The following is a 17,885-nucleotide window of genomic DNA, read 5'->3' as shown; positions in this document are numbered from 1 at the left end:
GGGGATGGTCAGACGGCGGGCGGAACGGGGGTGGCCGCGCCGCCGTGCAGGGAGGAGTCGACGACTGCCTGGATGATCTCCATGGTCCGCAGCGCGTCGGCGAAGGTGGCGCAGGCCGGCAGCGGATCGGCGACACCCGCGACCTGGTCGAGGAAGGCCCTGGCCTGGAAGGTGAACATCTCGGCGTTGCCGCCGCCCACACCCGGCGCCTCCATCGGGTAGCCGCCCGCGAAGTACGGCAGCCGCGGGCCGGCGATGATCTGGCGGGCGCCGCGCGTGCGGGCCTCCGGCTGGGCGTCGTCGAAGAGGTACTCGGCCGGCCGGTGCTGGTCGAACGCGGCCCGGCCGCCGAGGCCCAGGACGTCGAAGGAGAGCCCGTTGGGCAGGCCGAACGCGGTACGCGACACCGAGAAGGTGCCCACCAGGCCGGACTCGAAGCGAGCGGTGAAGGAGGCGGTGTCCTCGTTCTCGACCTCGCCGAACTCCTCGGAGACGGGAGCGGCGTTGTGCCCGACGACCGCGCCCAGCGGCAGGGGCCGCTTGGGGATCTGTGTCGACAGCGAGGCGCCGGAGACCGCGGCGACGGGACCCGCGATGTACTCGGCGGCGTCGATCACGTGCGCGCCGATGTCCCCGAGCGCGCCGGAACCGGGGCCTCCCTTGTACCGCCAGCTCAGCGGCACGTTCGGGTCGGTGGCGTAGTCGCACCAGTACCGGCCGCTGAACAGCGTGAGATCACCCAGTTCGCCCCGCTGGACATGCTCGCGGATCGCCGCGATGGCGGGGGAACGCCGAAAGGTGTACCCGACCGCGGTCACGACATCGCTGGAGCGTTCCAACTCGGCCATCGCACGGGCGTCTTCGAGTGATCCCGCCAGCGGCTTCTCGCACAGCACATGCTTGCCCGCCGCGACCAGCGCCTCCGCGATCGGGCGGTGCAACGCGTTGCCCACGACGATGCTGACGGCGTCGATCGTCGGATCCTCGACGACGGCCTCCCAGCTCGGCAGCGCCCTCTCGAACCCGTAGCGCCGGGCGGCGTCCTCCCCGAGTTCGAGGTGGGCGTCGGCGATCGCGGCCAGCCGGACCGGCGGTAGCCCGGCGCCGAAGACCGTGTTGACGTTGCGGTATCCGGCGGCGTGACTGCGGCCGGCCATACCGGCTCCGATCACCGCGACGGAAAGCGGTGTGGCGGATGTGGACATGGCGGTGCCTTCCAGAGAGATACGAATCGGGGCGTCAAAGGAGAAGGGAAGGTGCGATCAGGCGGCGAACCGCCGTCAGGACCAGGCAGCCACGTATGCGTCGATTTTCGTCCGCATGAACGCGGAGGATTCCTTGGCTCGTTCCTCCCAGGCGAAGACACAGGCGGTGAGGGTGCCGTCGAAGTCGTTCGCGCGGAGCTCGCGGAAGAGTTCGTCGAAGTCGACCTCGCCCTGGCCGATGTCGAGGTGCTGATGGATGCGGGCGGGGGTGCCGGGCGGGTTGAGGATGTAGCGGTTGCCGGAGGAGGCGGTGTGGTCGAAGGCGTCGGCCAGGTGCACATGGGTGAGCAGGTCACCGGCGTACCGGATGATGCCCGGGGCGTCGTTGCCGATGTGGAAGGTGTGCGGGGCGCAGTAGAGGAAGGTGACGTTGGGGTGGTTGATGCCGCGGATGAGGTTGACCGCGTCGTAGCCGTTCTCGATGAAGTCGTCCGGGTGGGGTTCCAGGGCGAGCTTGATGCCCTCGCGTTCGAAGAGCGGGAGCAGTTCGTCCATCGTGCGCCAGAACTGTGCCTCGCTGCGCTCGGCGGCCTCCGGCCGGCCGTTGAACTCGGAGATCATGCTGTCCACGCCGAGGTCGGAGCAGATCTGGATGGCCCTCTTCCAGTAGCGGACGGCCGCCTGCCGGTCGTCCTCGTCCGGCCCCGACCAGCGGAAGAGAGGCAGCAGTGACGAGATGCGGACGCCCGCCGCGTCCAGGGCCTTGCGGAAGGTGCGGACCGTGCCGTCGTCGACGCGGGGGTGACGGAAGAAGGGGATGAAGTCCTCTCGGGGGGAGAGCTCGATCCACTCGTAGCCCAACTCCGCGACCACAGCCGGGAGTTCGAGCAGCGGGACGTGCCGGATCATGTACGGGTCGAGTGCGATCTTCACAAGTGAGTGCCTTCCGGCGAGTCATGGGGGAGTGTGGGGAGAGCGATGGACAACGCGCCGTATCCGCCTGGCGGTTCGCTTGAGCCGGAGGCCGGCGGTGATTCCACGCCGACGCGGCCTGGCGGGGCGCGCTCGTCACCGAGTGCCCTTCGCGGCGAACTCGGCGACCGTCTCGACGTTGGACTTGTCCACGAAAGCCGGACCGGTCAGCACCGGAGCCTCGCCGCCGCCCATGTAGTTGCCGTTGTTCCTGTACAGCCACAGCGCGTCGACCGCGAGGTAACCCTGTAGGTAGGGCTGCTGGTCGACCGCGAACTCGATGTCGCCGTCCTTGATCGCGCCGACGAGGTCCTTGTTCAGGTCGAACGTGGCCACCTTGGCCTTGCTGCCCGCGTCGGACAGCGACTGCACGGCGGTCAGCGAGAACGGGGCACCCAGCGTGACCACCTGGTCGATGGACGAGTCCTGCTTGAGCTTCGCCGTGATCGTCGACTTCACCGAGGGCATGTCCGTGCCGTTGACGTAGAGGTTCTCCGTCCTGCCCTCGAACGTCTTCTTCACGCCCGCGCAGCGCTGCTCCAGGCCGACGTGTCCCTGGACCTGGACGACACAGATGGCGTGCTTGGCGCCCGTCTCGTTGAGTTTCTTGCCGAAGGCCTGGCCGGCGACGGACTCGTCCTGCCCGAAGAACTCCAGCATGCCCTGTTCCTTCCACTGGTCCATGCCGGAATTGAGGCCGACCACGGGGATGCCTGCCTTCTCCGCCTTGGCCACGGCGTTCTTCATGGCGTCCGGCTTGGCCAGGGTGACCGCAATGCCGTCGACCTTCTGATCGATCGCGTTCTGCACCAGGTTCGCCTGGTTGGCGGCGCTCTCGTCGCTGGAGTAGATGAGCTTGACGTTGTCCTTGGCCGCGGCCGCCTCGGCGCCCTTGCGGATGATGTCCCAGAAGGTGTCACCGGCCGGGGCGTGGGTGACCATCGCGATGGTCATCCGCGGAGTACTGGCCTTTCCGGCCGACGCCACGGTCCCGCCCTCTTCGGACTTCTTGCCGCCGGAGTTACTGGAACAGCCCACGAGGGTGAGCGCGGCTGCGGTGGCCACGGCCGTGACGGAGGCGATTCCGCGGGCGCGGAGCAGGGGTGTGTGGTTCATCGTTCGTGCACCTCACTGTGCAACTGAAAGGGGATGTGGCGGGAAGAGGGATCGGGGCGACGGGACGGTTTAAAGCGCTTTAAGTCCTGGTACTATCGGCTCGTTCCGGTGATCGTGTCAAGGGTGTTGCGCGGCCCGCGTCGGTACGAGAGGTTGTGGAGCGGCTCGCCGGGAGTCGTGGTCGCCGAGCGCACTGATGGCGCGTCCAGCGGGAAGCGGGACTCGACGGCGCCCGGGGCTTATGAGCTCCGGGCAGTGAAATGCCCGTGTCCGGTGGGGAGTTGTTCGCGTACCGCCTCTTGACTCCACACTTCGCGGCTGGATACTTGCCTGGAGCTCCGCACTGTCACGGAATCCGGAAAGCGCGCACCCTTTGTCCCTTACCGGTGCCGCACCCGTTCCATATCTCGAACAGTGCGTGCCGCACCACTCAAAGCTTTTCCGCTTCCACGGGCTACTCACGTTCCGAAACAGGTAAGTGGCGAAATGCGGTCCTGAATTCCCGCCAAGGCCCACCCCCCCACAGGAGGAACCCCTCAATGAGTCCACGACGGGCGCCGAACCCCACTGAGCGAAGGACCATACCCTGGCGCAACAGGGCGGTCGTGGCCGCGCTGGCAGCCGCCGTGCTGGCCGGGCCGGGCGTCGCACAGGCCACCCCGCAGACCGCACCGCCATCCCAGGAACAGGTGGCAGCGGCCACCATCACCTGGACGCTCGAACGGGCGAGCAACCCCACCCAGGACCAGCAGACGGCCTACAACCTCATCACGGCGGCCATGAACGCCGCGGTGGCCCGCTACAACAACCTCAGCGATCTGGGCAAAAGCATCACCGTCCGCTACGACCCGAGCGTTCCCACCGCTGACGGCAACATCAACGGAACCATCCGCTTCGGCAACCGCAGCTACATGACCGAGAGGACCGCTCTCCACGAGATCGCCCACACCATCGGCGTCGGCACGAGTTCGGGCTGGTCCCGTCTCGGCGGCAGCGGTACCTGGACCGGTCCGCAGGCCACGGCACTCGTCAAGCAGTACGACGGTTCGGGCGCCACGATCTCCACCGGCGGGGGACACTTCTGGCCCTACGGCCTGAACTACGACAACGAGTTTTCGAACACGGCGGCCGATCGCCACGTCCACATCGTCGCCGCCATGGTGCGTGACGGTTTGTGACCCCAAGGCTGTGCCCGGGGGCGGCATCCGCTCCCGGGCACGCCGACGGTTCTCCGCGCCTCACAGCGGCGATCCCGTCAGAGGGAACCACTCCGTCCCTCCGGCCGGCTTCCCGTGACCGCCGGTGTCCCCGCCAACGGGAAGTGACATGCCGCTGTGCGGGCCGGCGCCCCGGGCGGGGCTACGGGGACGGTGTCGGCGCACACGTCCCGCGCACGCCAGCAACGGGTCCGGAAGCGGCACCCGGACGGCGGGTCGGCCGGTGAGGGGATCTCGCCGGTGAGCACGATACGTTCCCGCTTCGGGGCGCCCCTGGCGGTCAGCGTGGGGGCCGCCGACAGGAGGGCGGCGGTGTACGGGTGGTCCGGCCGGTCGAAGACCTCCTCGGCCGGGCCCGACTCGACGATTCTGCCCAGGTACATCACGGCAACGCGGTCGGCCACGTGCCGCACCACGGACAGGTCGTGCGAGATGAACACGTACGACAGGCCCAGCTCGTCCCGCAGATCGCACAACAGATTGAGGACCTGGGCCTGCACGGACAGATCCAGCGCCGAGACGGGCTCGTCGCAGACGATGACCTCCGGCTCCAGCGCCAGGGCGCGGGCGATCCCGATGCGCTGCCGCTGCCCTCCGGAGAACTCCTGCGGATAGCGGTGCGCGTCGGAGGCGCGCAGCCCCACCATCTCCAGCAGTTCACGCACGCGCGTCGCCCGCTTCGGGGCGGGTACGAGTCCCCGGTGGGTGAGCCAGGGCTCGCTGATCAGATCCGCCGCACACAGCCGGGGGTTGAGCGAGCCGAACGGGTCCTGGAAGACCATCTGCACCTTGCGGCGCCACGCGAGCAGTTCCGCGCCCGACAAGGTGAACGGGTCGACCCCCTCGAAACGCATGGTGCCCTCGTCGGGACGTTCCAGCATCAGCAGCATCCTGGCCAGTGTGGACTTGCCGCAGCCGGACTCGCCGACCAGGCCGAGGGTCTCCCCGCGGCCCAGGCGCAGATCCACACCGTCCACCGCGCGCAGCCTGGTGCTGCCCTTCGCGGTGCGCGGTACCGCGAAGCTCTTGGCCAGGCCCGTGGCCTCCAGCAGTGTTCCGGGCTCAGGCATCGGCGAGCTCCTTCCCGAAGTGGCAGGCGGCCGCGCGGTCGGTCCCGGTTCCGGCCAGTGGCGGCCGGTGAGTGGCGCACACCTCGCGGGCCAACGGACAGCGCGTACGGAAGGCACAACCGGTGGGCACGGAGCGCGGGTCGGGCGGGCTTCCGGGGATGGAGTCGAGACGCGAGCCCTTGTGCTGCTCGGCCGGTACCGACCCCAACAACCCCCGGGTGTACGGGTGGTGGGGCCTGCTGAACACGTCGGCCACCGTTCCGGTCTCCACGACCGTACCCGCGTACATCACGGCGACCCGGTCCGCGTGCTCGGCGACCAGCCCGAGGTCGTGGGTGATGAGGACCAGAGCCATCCGCTGCTCGCTCCGCAGTTCGGCGAGGAGATCCATGATCTGGGCCTGCACGGTGACGTCCAGTGCCGTCGTGGGTTCGTCGGCGAGCAGCACCTTCGGCCGCAGCGCGACCGCCATCGCGATCAGCAGCCGCTGGCGCATACCCCCGGAGAACTGATGCGGGTAGGCGCCCGCGCGGGAGCGCGCCTCCGGAATGCCGACACGCTCCATCAGCTCGACCGCCTTCGCCCGCGCGGCACGCCTGGACATCCTCTCGTGGATACGGAACGGTTCCGCGAGCTGCGTCCCGACGGTGAGGACCGGGTTGAGCGCGCTGAGAGCGTCCTGGAACACGATGCTCAGGCCGGGCCCCGCGAGCCTGCGCCTGGCCCGCGGCCCGAGCGCGAGCACGTCCTCGCCGTCCAGCCACGCGCGCCCTGCGCCGACTTCGGCGGCCGGATCGAGCAGGCCCGCGACGGCATGAGCGGTCATGCTCTTCCCGCATCCGGACTCGCCCAGCAGGGCCAGGGTCTCACCCGAGCGCACGGCGAAACTCACGCCGCGTACGACGGCGACGGGCCCTGCCGGGGTACGGACGTCGACCGACAGTCCGTCCACGACCAGGGTGCCGGTCGGTGAGGAGGACGAGGCGGAGGAGGCGGAGGAGGCGGAGGACGAGGGGGACGAGGAGGACACGGCCGGGCTCGGCAGTGCCCGCCCGGCCCCGCTTCCCGCCGACCCCGGGTTCGGCTCGACGGCGGTCTGCGCCGTGGCTCCGGGGGACCGCCGGGGCGCCCGTCGAAGGCCCTGCCGCCACCGCTGCCCCGGGTCGGTCGAGAGCCGGGCCCAGGCAGCGAGAATCGTCGCCGACACGGTTGTGACGACGATGGCGAGCCCGGGGAAGACCGCGATCCACCACGCGCTCTGCAACTCCTGCCGCCCCTGAGCCACCATCAGGCCCCAGCTCACATCGGGCGGCTGGATGCCGATTCCCAGGAAACTCAGCGACGACTCCGTGAGCATCACGAAGCAGAAGTCGAGGGCGGCGACGGTGAGCAGGGTGGGCAGGACCGTTGGTGCGACATGGCGTCGGATGCTCGCCCAGCTGCTCGTGCCGAAGGTGCGGGCCGCGTCCATGAACAGCCGGCTGCGCAGTTCGGCGGACTCGGCCCGTGCGGTGCGCAGATACACCGGGATCCGGGCGATGGCGAGAACCAGGACGATGCCGACGGCGCTCGGCGAGAAGACGTACAGCACGACCACGGCCAGCAGGAGGGAGGGGAAGCTGAGGATCACGTCGGCGATCCGCAGGGACACGTTCTCGCGCCATCCGCCGTGGTAACCCGCCCACATGCCCCAGACCGAGCCGACCGCGAGTGAGCACAGCACTGCGGGCACCGCCACGGACAGAGTGGTACCGGCCGCCGCTATCAGCCGGGCGGCCACGGGACGGCCCAGGGAGTCACTGCCGAGGACGAAGGCCCAGCCGTGGTCCAGACTGAAGGGCGGACGGCCCGGATCACGCAGGTTCTGACGTGTGGCCAGGTCCCCGATGAGGAGAGGTCCCAGCACGGCGCACACCGCCACGGCGACCAGGACCAGGGCCGCCGCGAAGGCGAGCCGGTCCTGGAGGAGCAGAGCGGGCCACCTGCGCCGCGTGACCTTCTCGGAGGTGACCTTCTGGGACGTGGCTTTCACTGACATGTCGGTCTGGGGCATGTCACTTCCTTGACTCATGCAGCCGCCCGTTGCCGTACACGCGGGTCGAGGAGCGCGTGGCAGACGTCCACCAGGATGTTGAGCGCGAAGATCACGAGAGCGGTCAGCAGTACCGCGGCCTGCAGCACCGCGAAGTCCCGTTGCAGAACCGAGTCGATCATGAGCTTGCCGATGCCGGGCCAGCCGAAGATGGTCTCGACGACGACCGCCCCGTTGACCAGCCCGACGGCGAGGTCCCCCGCGACGGTCAGCGCCGGCGCGGCGGCGTTGCGCAGAGCGTGCCCGAAGACCACCCGCGACTCGCGGGCGCCCTTCGCGCGTGCCACCTTGACGTAGGGGGCGGAGAGCGCCGAGACCATGGCGCCGCGCACGACTTGGACCAGGACTCCGAACGGACGGATGAGGAGGGTGGCCACCGGCAGGACCCATGCGGCGGCGCCGCTCGTGCCGGAGGTGGGAAGCCAGCCCAGCGTCACCGCGAAGACCAGCACTCCCATGATGGCCAACCAGAAGTCGGGGACGCTGGCGGCCGTCGACGACAGGAAGCTCGCGACCCGGTCGGTCACCGAGTTGGGCCGGTACGCCGCCAGACTCCCGATCACCACGGCACCGACGATGGCCAGCAGCATCGTCCACCCCGCCAGTTGGAGGGTGGCGGGGAAGGCCCGCAGCACCGCCTCGCCGGCCGGCTGGGCGGTGCGCAGCGACTCGCCGAAGTCGAGGTGGGCGACCTGGGCGACGTAGTCGCCGAACTGGGTGATCAGCGGCTGGTCGAAGCCGTTGCGGGCGGCGAACTCGGCCCTCATCTCGGGTGTGGCGCTGAGCGGGAGATACAGGTTGGCGGGGTCTCCGGTGAGGCGGGCCAGGAAGAACACCCCGAGGACCACGACGAGCAGGGGAATGACGCTGGAGACCGCGCGGCGGCGCAGCATGCTGAACATCGGTCCGCTCCTCCCTCAGTCCGCGCGACGCATGTCGGCGAGCCGCATCTCGTCATTGGTCGCCGAGTCCGGCCGGTAACGGACGTTCGGGGAGAGAGCGAGGATGCCGGTCATGTTGGCCATCACGGCATCCCGTACGACCTCGTCGTTCTGCTGGGCGAAGGCGTCCGCGAACGCCTTCTGCCGTGCGTCGCCGGAGGCGAGTTGGGCCTTCGTGATCGACGCGTCGAGTTCGCGGGTGCCGTAACTGCTCTGTGCGCCCTCGCTGCCGTAGATCTGCCCCATCGTGAACGCGGCGTCTCCCGCCTGGTTGCCGTGTTGCGCCTGGAGGAGGGTGGGGCCCGTTCCCCGGGGGAAGGGGCGCAGCAGGTACTCCAGCCAGGCGTTGACGTCGAGCATCTTGATCCTGACGTTCAGCCCGGCCTTGAGCAGGCCGTCCTGCACCACTTCCATCGCCTCGGCGGCTTTGGGGTAGATGCCGTTGCGGCCGATGATGGTGATGGCGGTGTCGGTCGGGACCCCGTCGGCGCGGGCGGCGGCGACCAGCTTCCTGGCACGGTCGGGGTCGTACGGCCAGGGCCGGACACGCGGGTTGTACCCGGTGACGCCCTTCGACACGAGCTGCCCGCTCGGACGGCCCGCGAAGACGGCCGTGACCAGACCTTCCCTGTCGATGGCGTAGTTGATGGCGCGGCGGATACGGATGTCGTCGAGGGGTGCTTTGGTGGCGTCGATCCGGAGGTAGGAGATCTCGTTGGTGACGAACTCGACCGCCCGGTCGCCCGCTCCGTCCTCGGGTGCGAGCCCGATCGCGACATCCGCCTCGTTGTTGGTGACCATGGCCGCGCGCACGCTGCCCTCCGCCCGCCACACGTACTTGGCGGCGGCGAAGTCGGGGGCCTCACCCCAGTACCCGGAAAAGCGCTTCAGCCGCAGGAAGCGGCCCTGGCTCCACTCGTCGACCCGGTACGGCCCGGTACCGATCGGCTTGCGCACCCGGGCTCCCGGATCCGTACTCGTCGGCACGATCTCGACGAAGGACAGGCGCAGCGGGAGGATCGGGTCCGGCTTCCGCGTCGACACCTCAAGTGTCGTGTCGTTCAAGGCCTTTGCTGTGACTTCGGTGTCCGTGAAGATGTACCCGTCGACGTTGCACTCGATGTCGGAGTCCGTGGCTCGCTTGATCGAGAACGCGGCAGCCTCGGCTGTGAAGGGCGAACCGTCATGGAAGGTGACGCCCTTGCGGAGTGTGAAGGTCCAGGAAGTGGGCGAGGTGCGGGTCCACTGGGTGGCCAGCGCCTGTTCCAGTCGTCCTGTGGACGGATCGCGTTCGGTGAGGGCCTCCGTGATGTTGGCCCGTGTCACCCGTCCGGTCGCGGTGAGCGAGGCGTCACAGGGTTCCAGGGTCGGCGGCTCCTCGGGCAGCACGATGCGCAGGGTGTCGGGGCCTTCGCCGATGGGGTCGGCGCCGGCGACCGAGCATCCGGAGACGGCGAGAAGAACGACCACGAACGTGAACGCGCCCGCCGCCCGCCCTCTACGGCGGACGAACGCGTGAGTCTGCACCACACCTGAACCCGCCACTGGGCCTCCGCGCTGTTCGAGGTAACAAGCCCGACCAAGGGTCAAGTCCACAAGGAGAAACAGCGTTTAGATATGTGGACGCAGACTGTTGTAAGGCGGGGACGGTGAAGACGTCAAGATGTGCGCAGCGGAACCTGACCATCCGTTTGGCCGCCTCGCGAGGCACGCTTCAGTGCGTCACGAGGCGGCGTACGACCAAACCCCTACCGGCCGGACCCCTTCCCCGCGCGTGTGGTGAGGATCATGTACGGCGCGACACGAGTCTCCGCGGGCTCCGGGGTGCCGCTGCCGTGGCGCTGGGGCGCCAGCGGCAGATCGAGGTCCGGCGGGGCGAAACCGGCCTGTGCGAGGAGCGCTTCGTAGCGGGAAAGGGAGCGGTAGTGGCAGGCCGTGGTGACGGTCGTCCCGCTCAGCCGCCGCAGGGTGGTGGGGACGGTGTCCCCGTCGGCGTAGACGGTTCCCGGCTCGCCGTAGCGGAGGGTGGAGAAGGCCTCACCGGTCGCCTGGGGGTTGAGATCCGCGAGGACGTAAGGCGCGCCGGGGCGCAGGACCCGGTGGATCTCGCGGGTCAGGTCCGCGAGTCTGCGGTCGTCCGGGTCGGTGCAGTAGACCAGGCAGCACACGACGGCGTCGACGTCGTCGTCCGCGATCCAGTGCAGGGACCTGCCGTCGAAGAGCCGGTAGTCGACGCGGAGGTGGGGCCGGTCGGCGCGGGCGATGCCGAGCATCGCGGAGGACGGGTCGAGGCCGTGCACGGTGCAGCCGCGGGTCTCGGCCAGGTGTACGGCGAGGGCGCCCGTGCCGCAGCCGACGTCGAGGACGACCTGGCCGGTGCCCTCGGCGGGGCCGAGGCGCCGCAGTACCGTCGGGAAGATCAGCTCGCGGGCGAGTCTCATGTCACGGTCACGGTAGGCGTCGGCCGCCTGCGCGGTGTCCCAGGGGAGGGGCGGGTGGGATTCGCTCACGAGGAGTGCCCTCCCCCTCCCGCATTACGGACAAACTCGATCATTGCGCCAACTATGGTGCTTTCCCTTGCGTGTTCTCTGTCGTGCTGCATAAATTACTGATCGGTAATCCCAGGGGGGCGCACCTCCCTCACCGGAACATCGGGAACATCAGGAGGCGGCGCCCGCCATGGCCGACATGCCGATCGCTGACGCCCTGTCGTGGCGGTCGCGGTGGAAACCAACGACGACGCCCTCCAGCCGGCCCGCTCGGCCGCCGCGGTGTTCGCCCGCCGGCAGCAGGCTCTCGCCCTCGCGTTCCTTCGGCACGGTCTGACGGAGGGACGGAGCAGGCGGCTGGTCGCGTCCGTCATCGCCGCGCTCGAAGGCGCGGTGGTCATGCGCCGGGCCGAGCAGAGCACCGCCCCCTGGAGGCGGCCGCCACCGAGATCCACGACCTGCCGGTCCACGCCCCCGACACCACCAGTCCCGAAGGAGCCGCCGTGCCCACGCTCGACCGCCAGGACAGCGTCTTCGTCCTCGATCTCGGAGACGACGAGAACCGCTTCCACCCCGACTGGATCGCCGCCGTCAACGCCGCTCTCGACGAGGTGGAGAAGACGGACGGACCTCGTGCCCTGGTGACCGCCGCGCGAGGCAAGTTCTACTCCAATGGCCTCGACCTGGACTGGCTGTTCGCCCACGCCGACCAGCAGCAGGACTACGTCGCCTCCGTCCACGAACTCTTCGCGCGGCTGCTCTCCCTGCCGGTGATCACGGTGGCCGCGCTGCAGGGGCACACCTTCGCCGCGGGCGCGATGTTCTCCCTGGCGCACGACTTCCGCGTGATGCGCGCCGACCGTGGCTACTGGTGCCTGCCCGAGGCGGACATCGACATCCCCTTCACTCCGGGCATGTCCGCGCTGATCCAGTCCCGGCTCACCCCGCGGACCGCGCACGAGGCCATGCTCACCGCCCGCCGGTACGGTGGCCACGACGCTCTCGCGGCGGGCGTCGTCGACCTGGCCGTGGACGAGGACGCGGTGCGCACCACCGCCGTGGGGATCGCCTCGGGCCAGTTGCAGAAGGCGGGCGACACGCTGCGCACCATCAAGACCCGTATGTACGCGTCCGTTCTGGCCGCTCTGCGCGACAGGACCGCCCCGCTCGGTTGACGGCAGGGCGCGACCCGCTGCCGTCACGGTCCGGAGCGCACACGAGCCCGCCCGTATCGAGACACTCCTCGATCCCCCGCACCCCGGCACCCACACCACTCAGGAGAACGCCTGTGTCCACCACCGACCTCGCCGCCATGACAGGCCTCGAACTGATGCGCTGGGTCCAACGGGAGCGGCCCGCCGACATCCCGTCCATCGGGCGTCTGCTCGGCATGCGCTTCGACGAGGTCGACCACGGCCGCATCGTCATCTCACTGGACACCCGCCCGGACTTCGCCAACCCCCTCGGAACCGTCCACGGCGGCATCGCTGCCACCCTGCTCGACTCGGTCATGGCCTGCGCGGTTCACACCACCCTGCCGGCAGGAGTCAGCTACACCACCCTCGAACTCAAGGTCAATTACATCCGGGCCGCCCGCACCGACGGACAGACGCTCACCGCCGAAGGCACCGTCATCCACGTCGGCCGCCGCGCCGCGACAGCCGAAGGCAAGGTGCTGGACGAACAGGGGAAACTGATCGCCCACGCCACCACGACGTGCATCATCCTCCCGCCCACCGGCTGACCACGGACTTGCGGGAGGCGCCGCGTACCAGGGCCGCTCCACGGTGAGCGGCCCTGGTGTCCCTCATCAGGCGGTCAGACCACCCGTACAGGCGGCACCCGGTTCGGGCGTCTGCGCGCCCTGGACGTACTTGGACAGGAACTGCTCGACCCGGGGGTCGGACGCCTCGGTCACGCTGAGCTGCTTGCCCCAGGCCGACAGCACGATGGGGCCGGACTGGTCCTCGTCCGGGCTCATCAGCGTGTACGGCGTTTTGGAGACCTTGTCGCTCAACGCCTTGACGTCGTCCTCGGAGGCCTTGTCGTTGTACGTGATCCAGACCGCGCCGTGTTCGAGGGAGTGCACGGCGTTCTCCTTGCCTATGGCCTTGGTGTAGACGGTGCCGTCGCAGGTCATCCACGCCTGGTTGTGGTCACCGCCGACGGGCGGGTTCATCGGGTAGTCGACGGTGCCCTGGACATGGTTCTGGGTGAGCTCCTTCTTGGGCCAGGACTTCTCGCCGCGTACGGGTTTCTTCGCCGCGGCGGCCTGCTGCTCGTCCTTCTCGTTGGCGCGGTTCAGGGCGTACCCGCCCCAGCCGACGAGTCCGGCGACGATGACCGTGCTGAGGGTGATGGTGAGGATGCGGTTACGGCGCTCACGGGCCTTTTCGGCGCGGCGCATCTCCTCGATCTTGGCCCGCCGCGCGGCCGACGCCGCCTTCTTGCTGGTCTTGCTCATGACAGTGTGTTCCTCGTCTCCGCCGGGCGGTGTCGACACGCGGCGGTGGGTGCAGGCAGTGGTGGTGGAAGGACGCGAGCCGTCGGCCGCACGCGCGAGCGCACGGCGCTGTGACACGTCGTCTACGTCCGCTGCACCTGGAGGACGTGGAGGTCGGGGGAGCGGCCGGTCGGCGGCGGTTCGGCACACCGCGAGGAGATCCCCGGTGCGGGCGTGCTCGGCATGCTGGGCAGGACCACCGGTACGGGCTGGGCGGGAGCGGCGAGCACGGCCCGCACCCCGTCGGCGGCCGGGCCGCAGCACACATCGCCGTAGGGGCAGTCGGCCGAATGCGCGCCCGTGGTCCCGTGGTGACTCGTCGGGGCGCCCGCCGGTAGCGCGTCGACGGACGCGGGGGCCATCGGCCCCATCCAGGTCATCGTGGTGCCGGCCGGGCCGCTGTCGCCATGGGACACGGACCCCAGACAGATCACGAGCGTGGCGAGCAGTACCAGCAGGGCAGGACAGAGCGCCGCGATCCGCGTGGGCCACCACGCTTCGCGGGTTGTGTGCTCGGCCTGACTTCTCATCACCGCTGATCTTAGCCTCGCGCTTTCATGATTCGGACTGTCCGATAGGCGGCCAGAAAAGCAGAAAGCACCTGTGACCAGCAAGATTGAGGATTGACCAGGTCCTTGTACCTGCTGAAGCCAGAGGCACTTCCCAAGTGAGGCGTTCTATCGGGTCCTACCTCCGTGTCCGCGTCCAGGACGACGGCCGCCAAGGACGCCGACGGTCAGGTCGTTCCGCGGGCGGGACCCACGCGAACGCGGACGGCATGCGGATCACTCGCTGTGACCCATCGGCCCCGCTCCCGTGGGGTTCCCTGAATCCCTCCCTGGCAGCGTGCAGCCCCTGTTCCTCCTCCGGGCAGGGGCTGCACGCTGGTACGCGCTCGGCCACCCGAGCGACCGCATCCCGAATCCAGCCCTCGCCAGTGCTGGTCTCGTTCCGGGCCCAGATCCAGATGATGTCGTTAAGGTTTGAGTCCCGGCACGTCCGCATACTCCCCCCTGCCGTGTCACTGAGCCATGCTCAAGACCTGTGGAGCGAGTTCGGGGAGCACGCGAAGGGCGTACCTCCCCGAGTGATCGACTGATGGTCATCGAGTAGGCCGGTGTTCGCAGCGCCGGTCGGGAAGGCAGGCCCGTGCTCAGGGTAGTCAACGACGACGGCACCACCGCCAACGGTGTCCGCGCCGGAGTCCGCTTCGAAGGCGGCCGACTGATCGAACGGCCCACGGAGCGAGCGGCATGACGGCCATCGGCCTGCGGCCGGCCACCTCCGCGGACAACGAGTACTGCTTCAAGCTGCACAAAGCCGCCATGGGCGCCTACGTCACGGCCATTTGGGGCTGGGACGAGCAGATCCAACGCGACTTCCACGCCCGCGTGTTCAGCCCCGGCTACTGGCACATCATCACCGCCGACGGCACCGATGCGGGCATGCTCCACGTCGAGCATCGGCCGACGGAGATCTACCTGGCGCGGATCGAACTCCACCCCGACCACCAGGGATGCGGCATCGGCAGCCGGCTCATCCGCAGCCTCCTGCACCAGGCCCGCCAGCAGGCCCGGGACCTCACCCTGGACGTCCTCGTCGTCAACCAGCGGGCCCAGGCCCTCTACCGGCGACTGGGCCTGCACGAAGTCACGCGTCACGGCGAGAACGACATCAAGATCAGGATGTCCACCAAGCCGCCTCAGCCTGGCCCGATTCACAGATCCTGAAGGGCGGTGGTGAGGGGAGGCCGCCACCTTCAAACCGGGGTGCTCCGCCTCGGGCAGCATCCCGCAACGTGCCGTGGTCAACGTCCGGGATCGTGCCCACGAGACGTGGAAACCGCTGGTTCGGGGCCTGGAGGAGGCGTGCAGGTGACGTCCTCGGGTTCGGTTGTACCGCGCAGCAGACAGGCGTCGACCCGCTTGTTGACACAGCGGTAACACTGCCCTCCCATCGAGCACCGACGCGCTTGTGCGCTCCCCAGGGGCGGGAGGCGCCTGCAATTCACCCGAGGCGGTGACAGATCGCCTGGGTGCTCGGACCAGCCGGCCAGATCCGTAGCAGCACGGCCGCAGCCTACGGCTGCGAATCTCCGCGACCGTCCTATCCGCCCAGGACCTCAAGAACCACGGAGAACCCGACCAGCGCGCCGGGACTTCGCCATGCCCAGAAGACAGAACACGCCTCGAACGTCCTGCAGTCGATGTTCGGAGACATCTCAGGCGCCGGTCAGCCGGATCAGCCACTGCCGGGCAGGTTCACCCGTCCGCGTCACGTCCGGGGGCGGAGCGGATGTGGCTCCGCCCCCGGACACGGCAGGTGAGGGTCAGCTCTCCGATGCTGCGGCGCGCCGCTTCACCAGCCACCACGCACCGCCGCCGAGAACGGCCAGTGCCACGACGGCCCCACCGATGACCAGGCCCGCCGAGCCGCCCTCCTCGTCCTCGGCGGCCTTGGCGTCGGGCTTGGAGCCCGCTGCCTCGGCGCTCGGTTCGGCGGCCGACGGGGTCGGGCTGGGGGTCTCGCTCTGCGAAGGGCTGGAGCTGGGACCGGGGTCGGCCGGCTTCGCGCCCGGGGCCGCGGCCTTCAGTTCCAGGACCGGGGCGGGCTGTTCGGAATCCTCGCCGCCCGTGGGCAGTTCGATCCAGCGGGAGATCTTGCCGTCGCTGTACGTCTCGACGGTCTTGAACGCGATCTCCTTGGCGTCCGGCAACTGCCGGACCGTGACCTTGTGCTCGCCGTCGACGCCGGCCTTGAGAGCGGGTCCGCCGACGGTGTATCCGTCGTTGGTGGCCCTGAACTTCCAGCCCTTGGGCGCCTCGTCGAGCGTGACGTCCTCGGGAGCGATGCCTTCGGGCAGTACGACGCGCAGTTCGGTGAAGCCCGCCGAGTCGGACTCGGCCTCGGACAGGAAGGTGAGGGTGACGTCCTCGGCGAGGGCCTGGGGCGTGTCCGCCTCGACCTCCACGTGCGCGGCGGCCGGCGCGGCCAGGGCGAGCGTCGCCGTCAGCGCGCCGGCACCGGCGAGAGCGACTCGGCGGCCGGCCACGGCCAACGGGTGTGTGGACAGGGACACAGGGAAACTCCTTGCTGGTACGGGAAGGGCCGGTCCCGCAGTCGCCGGGACCGTGAAGAACCGGAAGGTCGCTCCCGCCGTGGTGGTCCCCTGCGCACCACCGCGTGCTCCAGTACTTCCTCCCTCGCCGGTACCGCCACCTCGAAGCGGGCGCCCGGACTCCGAGCGGGGAGCTTCGGGGACATCGGGCCTCTGCCGACGACCGGTCGTGGCAGCACCTGGCCCAGGGCGGCCACGACGGCCCGGGCCAGAGTCCGCAGTGTGCCGAGCGCCGCCGTCATCCGTGCGTCCGCCCGGTGCAGCAGCAGGGCCACGACCAGCGCGGCGACCACGTGGACCGTCGTCATCGCCGCTCCGGCGTGATGCCAGGCGTGTCCGTCCCCCGGCGCGACCGCGCCATGCCCGGCGTGCGTCGTGTGCCACGGCGTCACGGTCGGCGGGTCACCGTCCGCGGCGGACAGGGCGAGATGCAGCATGCCCTGCGTCGCCAGCGTGAACGCGACGGTCGCGACGAGCGTGTAGCGGCGCCGTGCGAGCGGCCAGACCGCCGCGAACTGCACCACCACCGCCGTGCCCGTCAGCCGCCAGGGCACCGTGCCTTCGGCGATGGCATGGTGGCCGAAGGCCGCGAGCACGGTGCCGAGCACGGAGAACAGCCCGGCCCGCGCGCACGTTCCCGCACGGCCGGCCGGGTCTGTCACGGCACACTCCCCGCGCCCGGTCACGGCCGCCGCACGATCAGTCGCGCACACTGATCGCTTCGGCGAGCCGGTCCGGCGTGCGGGTGGAGAGGTAGAGGTAGGGGGTGGGGTCGTCCGGGTCGAGCACCGCGACACGCACCGCGGTGGGGATGAAACCGCGCATCACGCTGAACGCCCGCAGATCGGCCTTGTACGTCCGCCAGGCCCTGGCCTCCTCGCCGTCGAGCACCTCCGCCTTCCCCAGCGCGGACAGCGGAATACGCGCGTTCGCCACGAACAGCGTGTCCGAGGTGACCCGGATCCGCGCCGAGCCCTGCCCGCTGACGTACATCCCGGCCAGGCAGGTGCCGATGGTCAGGGCGACGAGAGCCCCGATCAGCCCGTAGGGAAGGAAGACCAGGGCCATCGAGAGGCCGAACAGCGCGGAGATGCCCCACCAGGACCTGGGCGCGGTCAGGCGTTCGTCGTAGATGATCCGGCTGGTGGGGGTCACGGGCTTT

General features: G+C 69.6%; 17 protein-coding genes and 1 pseudogene. 5 read left to right on the top strand and 13 right to left on the bottom strand.

Annotation, left to right across the window (positions count from 1 at the left end):
* Positions 1-8: 8 nt before the first annotated feature.
* The 3 genes from IE262_RS01630 to IE262_RS01620 form a co-directional block, all read right to left on the bottom strand.
* The gene (locus IE262_RS01630; protein WP_189870684.1) at positions 9-1,205 is read right to left on the bottom strand and encodes a Gfo/Idh/MocA family protein; all 1,197 of its coding nucleotides are present in this window, start codon (positions 1,203-1,205) and stop codon (positions 9-11) included.
* Positions 1,206-1,280: 75 nt separating this feature from the next.
* A complete protein-coding gene (locus IE262_RS01625; protein ID WP_134039336.1) occupies positions 1,281-2,138 on the bottom strand; it encodes a sugar phosphate isomerase/epimerase family protein in 858 nt (285 codons plus the stop codon).
* 135 nt (positions 2,139-2,273) lie between these two features.
* Positions 2,274-3,293 carry a sugar ABC transporter substrate-binding protein gene (locus IE262_RS01620; protein WP_189870682.1) on the bottom strand — a complete coding sequence of 340 codons (1,020 nt, stop codon included), beginning with the start codon at positions 3,291-3,293 and terminating at the stop codon, positions 2,274-2,276.
* Between the two features lie 539 nt (positions 3,294-3,832).
* Between IE262_RS01620 and IE262_RS01615 the strand changes: the two genes are divergently transcribed.
* Positions 3,833-4,471, top strand: a complete 639-nt coding sequence (locus IE262_RS01615) for a hypothetical protein (protein ID WP_189870680.1) — start codon at positions 3,833-3,835, stop codon at positions 4,469-4,471.
* A gap of 77 nt (positions 4,472-4,548) precedes the next feature.
* Here IE262_RS01615 and IE262_RS01610 read toward each other — a convergent pair whose 3' ends face one another.
* The 5 genes from IE262_RS01610 to IE262_RS01590 all read right to left on the bottom strand — a co-directional run bounded on the left by IE262_RS01610 (position 4,549) and on the right by IE262_RS01590 (position 11,123).
* Positions 4,549-5,580 (bottom strand): ABC transporter ATP-binding protein, encoded by a 1,032-nt coding sequence (locus IE262_RS01610; protein ID WP_189870678.1) that lies wholly within the window; start codon positions 5,578-5,580, stop codon positions 4,549-4,551.
* Positions 5,573-7,633, bottom strand: coding sequence for a dipeptide/oligopeptide/nickel ABC transporter permease/ATP-binding protein (locus IE262_RS39270; protein ID WP_229877050.1), 2,061 nt, complete (start codon positions 7,631-7,633; stop codon positions 5,573-5,575). Before IE262_RS39270 ends, IE262_RS01610 begins: the two co-directional genes overlap by 8 nt.
* 14 nt (positions 7,634-7,647) lie before the next feature.
* The gene (locus IE262_RS01600; protein WP_134039340.1) at positions 7,648-8,574 is read right to left on the bottom strand and encodes an ABC transporter permease; all 927 of its coding nucleotides are present in this window, start codon (positions 8,572-8,574) and stop codon (positions 7,648-7,650) included.
* 15 nt (positions 8,575-8,589) lie between these two features.
* Positions 8,590-10,140: an ABC transporter substrate-binding protein gene (locus IE262_RS01595; protein ID WP_189870675.1), complete on the bottom strand. Its 1,551-nt coding sequence runs from the start codon at positions 10,138-10,140 to the stop codon at positions 8,590-8,592.
* A gap of 221 nt (positions 10,141-10,361) precedes the next feature.
* Positions 10,362-11,123 carry a class I SAM-dependent methyltransferase gene (locus IE262_RS01590; protein WP_189870673.1) on the bottom strand — a complete coding sequence of 254 codons (762 nt, stop codon included), beginning with the start codon at positions 11,121-11,123 and terminating at the stop codon, positions 10,362-10,364.
* Between the two features lie 201 nt (positions 11,124-11,324).
* On the opposite strand from IE262_RS01590, the pseudogene IE262_RS40465 reads away from it, so the two are divergent.
* The 3 genes and pseudogenes from IE262_RS40465 to IE262_RS01575 form a co-directional block, all read left to right on the top strand.
* A pseudogene (locus IE262_RS40465) lies at positions 11,325-11,477 on the top strand (hypothetical protein); the annotation flags it as partial.
* A gap of 128 nt (positions 11,478-11,605) precedes the next feature.
* Positions 11,606-12,277 carry an enoyl-CoA hydratase-related protein gene (locus IE262_RS01580; RefSeq protein ID WP_134039491.1) on the top strand — a complete coding sequence of 224 codons (672 nt, stop codon included), beginning with the start codon at positions 11,606-11,608 and terminating at the stop codon, positions 12,275-12,277.
* 113 nt (positions 12,278-12,390) lie between these two features.
* Entirely contained in the window at positions 12,391-12,846 is a 456-nt protein-coding gene (locus IE262_RS01575; RefSeq protein ID WP_134039343.1) for a PaaI family thioesterase, read from the top strand.
* A 66-nt stretch (positions 12,847-12,912) separates the two neighbouring features.
* On the opposite strand, the gene IE262_RS01570 is transcribed toward IE262_RS01575, so the two are convergent.
* Both IE262_RS01570 and IE262_RS01565 read right to left on the bottom strand, forming a co-directional pair.
* The gene (locus IE262_RS01570; protein ID WP_189870669.1) at positions 12,913-13,566 is read right to left on the bottom strand and encodes a thioredoxin-like domain-containing protein; all 654 of its coding nucleotides are present in this window, start codon (positions 13,564-13,566) and stop codon (positions 12,913-12,915) included.
* Between the two features lie 122 nt (positions 13,567-13,688).
* Positions 13,689-14,135, bottom strand: a complete 447-nt coding sequence (locus tag IE262_RS01565) for a hypothetical protein (RefSeq protein ID WP_189870667.1) — start codon at positions 14,133-14,135, stop codon at positions 13,689-13,691.
* Positions 14,136-14,858: 723 nt separating this feature from the next.
* Between IE262_RS01565 and IE262_RS01560 the strand changes: the two genes are divergently transcribed.
* Complete coding sequence (locus IE262_RS01560) at positions 14,859-15,335, top strand: GNAT family N-acetyltransferase (protein WP_189870665.1); 477 nt, start codon at positions 14,859-14,861, stop codon at positions 15,333-15,335.
* Positions 15,336-15,934: 599 nt separating this feature from the next.
* Here the strand turns inward: IE262_RS01560 and IE262_RS01555 are convergent.
* The 3 genes from IE262_RS01555 to IE262_RS01545 are packed head-to-tail and all read right to left on the bottom strand — an operon-like array spanning position 15,935 to position 17,878.
* Positions 15,935-16,678: a DUF1775 domain-containing protein gene (locus IE262_RS01555; RefSeq protein ID WP_189871595.1), complete on the bottom strand. Its 744-nt coding sequence runs from the start codon at positions 16,676-16,678 to the stop codon at positions 15,935-15,937.
* Positions 16,615-17,385, bottom strand: a complete 771-nt coding sequence (locus tag IE262_RS01550; RefSeq protein WP_189870663.1) for a hypothetical protein — start codon at positions 17,383-17,385, stop codon at positions 16,615-16,617. Before IE262_RS01550 ends, IE262_RS01555 begins: the two co-directional genes overlap by 64 nt.
* A gap of 37 nt (positions 17,386-17,422) precedes the next feature.
* On the bottom strand, positions 17,423-17,878 hold the full coding sequence (locus IE262_RS01545) for a DUF3093 domain-containing protein (protein WP_189870661.1): 456 nt from the start codon (positions 17,876-17,878) through the stop codon (positions 17,423-17,425).
* Positions 17,879-17,885: the final 7 nt, after the last annotated feature.

The organism is Streptomyces bluensis, from assembly GCF_014650715.1.
GTDB classification, from domain to species: Bacteria; Actinomycetota; Actinomycetes; order Streptomycetales; family Streptomycetaceae; genus Streptomyces; species Streptomyces bluensis.
This window is presented reverse-complemented; position numbering and strand designations above follow the sequence as displayed.